Source organism: Solemya pervernicosa gill symbiont, from assembly GCF_002020875.1.
GTDB lineage: Bacteria > Pseudomonadota > Gammaproteobacteria.
Genome location: NZ_MPRL01000103.1, coordinates 1 through 7,650, shown reverse-complemented (window position 1 = coordinate 7,650; position 7,650 = coordinate 1). Strand labels below are relative to the sequence as shown.

Sequence of the window (7,650 nt, the reverse complement as noted above, 5' to 3'; positions counted from 1 at the left end):
GGGGCGCCGTAGGCATAAACGGTCGCGTTAAGTATTTGCCGCTTGCTTGGGCTTGGACGCCCAAAACAAGCTTCCGCAAAAATAGCGACTCCCCGAGTATGCGCGCTTGGTCTAGGATTAGTTTTCTAATGGCGTCGTCAATTACCTGATCCTCACGGTAGCTTTCAACCAGATGCATGTAAGCGCGATATACTTCTGCTAAGGAATTTTTCAGTCGCTGACCGCCATGGATAGCGAAGCGAAGGCGGTTAGTCAGCGATAGTCGACGCCGTCTGCCTATTCGTAGTTGAGAGCGCGAGCGAACGACGAAGAAGATGCAGCAGCGGCTTTATGTCGGCGTAGAGTCAGTGAGGAAGTTGTGTAGAGCCGCGAAGAGGTGATTACGCAACGTACGCAGGACGGTCGGGGCGCCGCAGGCATAAACGGTCGCGTTAAGTCTTTGCTGTTTGCTTGGGCTTGGATGCCCAAAACAAGCTTCCGCAAAAATAGCGACTCCCCGAACCCAAAAGTTACCCCAACTGGGGGAGAGCAAAACTCAACTGAGCGCAGCGGTTGAAGCACCCATAAAAAAACAGGAATCAGGAACTAATCACTGTGTTATCTAACTATGTCACTAGGTTATAACAATGGGTAAGTATCTTTCTCTGCTTAGTATTCTCGTTCTCAGTTTGATTGCATTAACTATATCTGTTGATGCAACTGCGGCTATCAGTGAAAACAACTTGTTAGACGGTGTTGTGGGTAACTTCAGAACGGAAGCTCCCAAATGGGAAGCCATGATCACAAACTATGCTTCCCGCCTGTTCTGGATTCTTGCTGTAATAGAGCTAACGTGGGTCGGCATTACATTAGGACTAGGTAAAGAAGATCTCGGTAATGCTCTAGGAACGATTGTTAGAACCTTCCTGGTTATTGGCTTCTTCTGGGGGCTGGTTGTGAATGGGTTCAGCTGGGTTACAGCTATCGTTGGCAGTATGCGACAAATTGGGACAGATGCGGCTGTAGTGTCTGGTGTAATGCAGAACCTCTTGCCTTCAGATATTATAGAGCTTGCTTTGATTGTGGGTGACCGGCTTATGTCTGGAACCGGTGCTACTCCTTCCTCATGGAGCATGATTTTCCCAGCTGTAATCATCATGGTTGCCTTTGCAGTCATCGCTGCAGAAATGGTTCTGATACTGGCTGAGAGTTACTTGGTACTGACTGGCGGCATAATTTTATTAGGCTTCGGCGCTTCCCGCTTTACAAACAACTTCGCCGTTGATTATTTTAAATATGGGTTATCAGTGGGTGTGAAGCTGATGATCATGCAATTCCTGATTGCTGTTGCTTGGGGAATCCTGTTCCAGTGGGGCGCAGATTACGAAGCAAATAACATGCAAACACTAACAATGCTGATTGCTTCTGTTGTGATTGCAATTCTGGTGTCCCGCCTACCTAGTATTGGAGCAGCTTTAATTAATGGTTCATCCTTTGGCAGCGGCCTGACTCCGGGCGGTGCAGCATCTGCATTCTTAGGTGCGGCAGGTGGTGTTGGTGGTGTTGGTGTTGGTGGTGTTGGTGGTGTTGGTGGTGTTGGTGGTGTTGGTGGTACGGCGGCCGGGGCACAAGCTACAGCTGGCGCAGGAATGGCTGTTAATGAAGCCTCTAAGCTGGTACCTGCCCAAGGCGCCACCAGCACCCAGATGGTCACCCAAACCGTTAGTAATTTGGTAAGTTCTTCTGCTTCAGATTTGGGCGGAAAGTTAACCGGAAACCTCCAATATCAGCACGGTTTGGACAGTGCTAGAACGGAAGACTTTATGGAGTCTGATTTCTTTTCTATTGTTGATGATGACGTCTCTAGCGATACATCTGGTGATGATTCAGTTTCTTCAGAAGAAGACTCGGAATACATTTCACCCCTGAATGATGACGAGGATTAACAAGTTATGGTGTTTTCGAAAAATGACAATCAGACGGAACCTAAGGAACTAAATCCTTATCTTGCTGCGCGCTTAGAATGGAACGAGCGTTACGGTTCTCTCGCCAGTAGTAAAAGCCGAGCTTGGGTCTTTGCCAGTGTTTGCCTTCTGATAGCTGCCATTTCTGTTGTTGGCGTGGTTTATATAGGCTCTCAGTCAAAACATATCCCTTATGTGGTAGTGGTTGATGAAATTGGTCGCCCTGTCACAGTAGGTCGTGCTGATATAGCCTCTAAAGCAGATCCGCGAGTTATAAAAGCAGAGCTGGCTTCCTTCTTCACTGACGCCTTCTCAGTGATTGCTGACGGTGCAGCCCAGAAGCAAGTGATATTTAGGGTTTACGCACATATATCTAGTACCAGCCCATCACACAAGAGTATGAACGAGCATCTAAACGATACTCAGCACAACCCATTTAAACGGGCTGCAAAGGAAACTGTGAGTGTTACTATTCGCTCCATCATCCAGACCACAGAAAATATGTGGCAAGTTGAATGGACTGAGAAGATCCGTGGACGCTCTGGTGAAACTATTGGAGAACGCCGAATGAAAGGGGCTGTAACTATCTTAGTAAAGCAGCCAATAGATGAATCAACTATTATGGAAAATCCTCTTGGTATCTACGTCCAAAGCATCAGCTGGTCACAGCAGTATTAATCGTTTTATGGAGAGCATAAATATGAAAATAAAAATGTCTATTTTTCTGACCGCTCTTTTGGCAACTCAAGTGTCAGCTGGTAATCAGGAAGAAGTTGTTCAGAGAGATCTGGTTATGGGCGGAAAGGACGTTGCATTGAACAGCAAGGAATCGAAAACGGCTAAAATGGCCTACCGCTGGATATATAACAGCGAAGACCTCCCGGTTATGGGAGACTACGGCAAACTGATCTTTCTGTTTGGACGCTCTATGCCAACTATTATCTGTGCGCCTTTACATGCGTGTGATGTAGAGCTCCAATCAGGTGAGAAAATATACAACGTGCATCTTGGCGATAGGATCCGCTGGAAGGTATCACCTGCTGTTTCTGGCCCGAAAGGATACCAGACAGCGCATGCAATCATTAAGCCTACTAATATAGGCTTGGAGACTACGTTAGTTATCACTACGGATCGCCGCACGTATCACATGAACCTGAAATCTCGTAAGGAGGAATTTATGCCTTACGTTGGCTTCGATTATCCGGAAGAAACGCAAGCGCAATGGGAAGCTCTAATAACAGCTCAGAAGACAGAACACCAAATGATACAGGGAACAAGGGAAAGCCTAACTGACCTGGATTTCGAGTATTCCATTACAGGTGATGCTCGCTGGAAGCCGGTTCGTGTATACAATAATGGCGTTAAGACAATCATTCAGATGCCTAAAGAAATGGCTCAGACAGAGGCGCCAGCGCTACTGGTTCTGGGGGCAGATGGTGACGAAGAGATTGTTAACTACCGTCTGAAGGGTGATCGATACATTATCGATTACATCTTTGATCGTGCAGAGCTAATTGCCGGTGTTGGCAGCAGCCAAATAAAGATTGTTATTGATAGAACTGAGCAATGAAACAGTCAGCTATTGTTTACCTTTTTGCACTTCTAACGGGGTGTGCTTCAACAACTGGGTTCAACTCGTACCAAGATCAGGATCTGACGCTTTCAGAAGCACAAATTCATAAACTTACTCATGATGCCGTTGGCCGTATCGAAGCGAATTACCCACCGGCCAAAACGCTGATTTCACTTGAACAAGATAAAGGCACCTTTGGTGCAGAACTAGAACACCAGCTGAGGGCTAAAGGCTACGGTGTTAAGACCCCATTAGAAAAGAAAGGCAAGGAATCCATGGAAATCGAAGGTGAAGTTGTTCCAGATTTTACAACGTTTCGCTATGAAGTTAAGCATTACGCTGCTGATCATGTTTTGTTAGTCGTTCAAGCGTCAGATGGGTTCCAGGCTAATCGAGTCTACAAAAAAGGTGTCTTGGACCTTCAGGCAAAGACACCTTTCACTGAAATGAATGCTGGTAGAAATGAGTAAGGAAACCGAAGATCTGTCAAATGCAGATACCAACCATGCTGGACTGTCGCTCAAGGGAGAGCTGGAAGCCGTTAAACGGCTCAACAAGGTGCCAATCATCATTGTTGGTTCTATGGTTCTCGTTTTCATGTTTGGTCTGATTTATACCGTAAATCAACGAGCAGAAAATCAGCGTGAAGTAGCATCAGTTCAAGAATTTCAAGTAGTGAATTCTTGGCAAGGCCTACAGGATATTCTAGACAATGCTCCTGATGGTGTGATTCCTGATGCTCTGGCAGGGTCGGCGAAACATCCAAAGACAAAGGTTGAACCTCGTAAACAGGCACAGCCTGAGGCTGCTCAGAAAATCGCGCAACCTGCGGCTGCTCAGAAACGGCGAAAACGGGAACCACCAGCCAGGATTAGGAAGTCCCAGCTTTCACCAGAGCTAAAGCGTGAAAGTATCCGCATTCAACGCCTTCAAACAGATAAATATATGGCTGCCCTGAGAGAAGATTCTGAAATCAAGGGCTTCGCTGCAAGTATTGCCAATCATGGTGGTTCAGCATCATCATCTAGAGTATCTAACAACTTTGGTAGAAGTTCTAATCCTATTGCTGAACTTCCTGTCGCAACAACCGCTTCTGAAGATCAGAACAAGCAAGCTCATAAAGAGAAATTTCTGAATTCAAACACCTCCGGAAATGGTCCTTACCTGGCTCACGTAAGGCGCCCACCGTTAAGCCCATTTGAGATAAAAGCAGGAACTGTTATTCCAGCTTTAATGATCACTGGTATTAACAGTGATTTACCAGGCCAGCTGTCGGCGCAGGTGTCTCAGAATGTTTATAACACTGACTCCGGTGATCATCTGATGATTCCACAAGGTAGTAAATTGGTTGGCCGTTATGATAGCCGAGTGGCTTTTTATCAAAAGCGTGTTTTGGTAGTCTGGAATAGACTTATTTTCCCTGATGCTTCCAGTATAGAGCTGTCAGGTATGTCGGGATCTGACCAGGAAGGCTATGCTGGTTTTGAGGATCAGGTTGATAACCATTATTTTCAGGTCTTTGGTTCAGCTATCTTAATGTCGTTTGTTTCTGCCGGCGCTCAACTGTCACAGCCTGACAATACAAACATCAATGATGATGAAAGTTCAAGCGCAGCCCTTTCTGCTGCACTGGGTCAGCAAATTGGGGAAGTATCAGCGGAAATGACCCGCAAAAACCTGAAGATTCAGCCCACGATTGAAATCCGTCCTGGCTATCGATTTAACGTAATGGTTAACAAAGATATAGCTTTCAAACAGCCGTATAAATAGTTTTCAAATTGCTGTATAATTTCCTATCTAACAGAGAAAGACCGTCTAATGCAGGATGAAAACAATCTCTGAGCGCCATGGATGGCGAAGCAATGCATTTGTCCAACGATTGTCAGGCGCCGTCTGCATATTCGTAGTTGAGAGCGCGGGCGAACGATGTGTCGACATGAAGGCTGCTACTAACTAGTAGCAGATTGGGAAGTTTTGAGGGTGTCTGGAAGTAAGCTAGTCAGGCTATGTTCGGGTATTAGAATTTATGCGTCATGGGTTGGGCCAGATGGAAACACTTGGCGTGAGTATAAGGCTGATAGCATTCTGATAGCTGACTCTATTGTTGGCTCTCTGAATATTGACGGACAGGTGGCCTGTGCCAGCATAGATGGTAAAGAGTGCGCGCAGGGGTACACTCTAAGTAACTTCTCTGAAAACCCATCATTATTAAAGCACGTTCTTTGTGAAAATCTATCTGGCGATGCGCTAAATAAGTTATCTGTAGGTCCGTGCCAATATCTGAGGAAACGGCGCGAAATTGGAGATAGCTGGAAGTCTTGGAGTAAGATGGAGTTTTACGACATTTACACGGGTGAAATACGCGAGATTATTGCTTCTATGGAGTACGGCGCGAATGGTGAGATCGCCTGTGCGTCCTTCGATGGAAAGAAGTGTCTATCTGCAAAGGACCACGATGTATCGGAGATAGAATATGACAAGAATCTAAAGGCTCTTGTATGTGGACCACAAAAGACCTATTTCCCATTCGGACAAGTACCTTCCGTTAGTCGTGAAATGGATTGGTGTGGCGAAATATATCTACAAAAACGTTTCTTTTCTGCGACCCCGTCTGGAGCTGGCTGGGGATTGATGGAATTAGATTCTCAGCATTATTTGACCAACTATACGCACGGCCCTGATGGCGAAGTGACCTGCATACTAAGAAAATATGATAAGAGTTGTCTCAATTTAGCTTCTTTCATGCCCTATAACCCTTCTACGAAACCAGTTCTTTCTAAGAGACACCTTGACAGGATGTCTATATATGCCTGTAAGCCAGGCGAGCGTGTTTCTGGACCGGGAGCTGCTGATGTTGATGTGTGTGGCCATGCTTTATCTGTAAAGAATGGCATTCAACAGAACTTGAATTCATTGTATGTCCGCATTTTGGCATGCTGACAACGTGAAAACAAAATTGCCAGATCGTGGTACGTGGACTATGGACGCTAAGCTGGCATATGGTGAAGGGAAGACTAGCAATTCGATAATACTTCCATTTCATATTGGAAAGAATTACGACAACATGTCATCTGCCCAAAATGGAGGTTATTGGGGGATTAATATCCTATCTAAACCCGTATATCCAGCATCTGAACTAGAAATTGGCCGCAATGATACTGTCCAACGAAGTATAGTAGATGTCGTGTCGTATCGCGCATACGATCAGGTATCTGATAAGAGGTTTCTGTTCCTACGTTGATGGCCACTTTTGATACCGCCAATGATCAGATTATTTTTGCCCTACATCGCACGTATGCAGATGGTTCAGTTTCGCTAGATAAAGACAATGTTATCGTGCGTAAGATGAGTGTCGGCGGTGATAACCATGGCTTGGATGAGGAGAAGAAGTCCGCGTTAAATAGAGGGATGCTGGCTAGCTTCATGGGAGGTGACTTTGTTATTCAAGGATTTTCTAGCCGAGATTACTACGGGGGTGGGCAATCTATTCCATACCTTTATGTTTATAATCCGCGTCTTGTCCAGGACAATCTTCCATCAAGATACAACCACATGGATTACTTTAGTGGGTCGCGGAAACAGCTAGATAAATTAATGCTTTCCACCCAAGATGGGGTGATGAGAACAACATTTGCAGCGATTAATGATGATAAGGTTTCAATAAATCAAAGTAACGTCGGTGCGCGAACAGTTTTTGAAGGCATACCTATTGCTTCGCCTAAGAATGGGGGCTGTGGATTGACTACGAACGGAGCATCTGCGTGCAGAAGTGACGATGGTGATTTAGCCATTATTTTGGATGGGCTAGGCACAATATTAATCCCGTATGAAAATCAAGGTGCTCAGAAGTAGGATTCTCCAATACATTGATGGTTAGGATAATCCATTGCTGACCGTCATGAAAAGATATGGAACACACCACTATGAAGAATTTATAAAGTTGCCAGATGAACTACCGGGGAGTCGCTATTTTTGCGAAAGTTTGTTTTGGGCATCCAAGCCCAAGCAAACAGCAAAAACTTCACGCGACCGTTCATGCCTGCGGCGCCCCGACCGTCCTGCGTACGTTGCGTAATCACCTCTTCGCGGCTCTACACAACTCCCTCAGTGACTCTACGCCGACATAAAGCCGCT

General features: G+C 45.6%; 7 protein-coding genes. All 7 read left to right on the top strand.

All coding sequences use genetic code 11. The features are described from left to right. Nucleotides 1-626 precede the first annotated feature (626 nt). Nucleotides 627-1,925, top strand: a complete 1,299-nt coding sequence (gene trbL, locus BOW52_RS16005) for a P-type conjugative transfer protein TrbL (protein ID WP_078485085.1) — start codon at nucleotides 627-629, stop codon at nucleotides 1,923-1,925. A gap of 6 nt (nucleotides 1,926-1,931) precedes the next feature. Beyond that, entirely contained in the window at nucleotides 1,932-2,621 is a 690-nt protein-coding gene (locus BOW52_RS16000; protein ID WP_078485084.1) for a VirB8/TrbF family protein, read from the top strand. 22 nt (nucleotides 2,622-2,643) lie between these two features. Then, nucleotides 2,644-3,513 carry a P-type conjugative transfer protein TrbG gene (gene trbG, locus BOW52_RS15995; RefSeq protein WP_236725787.1) on the top strand — a complete coding sequence of 290 codons (870 nt, stop codon included), beginning with the start codon at nucleotides 2,644-2,646 and terminating at the stop codon, nucleotides 3,511-3,513. After that, nucleotides 3,510-3,986, top strand: a complete 477-nt coding sequence (locus BOW52_RS15990) for a hypothetical protein (protein WP_078485083.1) — start codon at nucleotides 3,510-3,512, stop codon at nucleotides 3,984-3,986. Before trbG ends, BOW52_RS15990 begins: the two co-directional genes overlap by 4 nt. Further along, entirely contained in the window at nucleotides 3,979-5,286 is a 1,308-nt protein-coding gene (locus BOW52_RS15985; RefSeq protein ID WP_172840394.1) for a TrbI/VirB10 family protein, read from the top strand. The genes BOW52_RS15990 and BOW52_RS15985 overlap by 8 nt, the downstream gene beginning before the upstream one ends. Nucleotides 5,287-5,496: 210 nt before the next feature. Further along, nucleotides 5,497-6,456, top strand: coding sequence for a hypothetical protein (locus BOW52_RS15980; protein WP_078485081.1), 960 nt, complete (start codon nucleotides 5,497-5,499; stop codon nucleotides 6,454-6,456). A 300-nt stretch (nucleotides 6,457-6,756) separates the two neighbouring features. Next, the gene (locus BOW52_RS15975; protein ID WP_078485079.1) at nucleotides 6,757-7,368 is read left to right on the top strand and encodes a hypothetical protein; all 612 of its coding nucleotides are present in this window, start codon (nucleotides 6,757-6,759) and stop codon (nucleotides 7,366-7,368) included. Nucleotides 7,369-7,650: the final 282 nt, after the last annotated feature.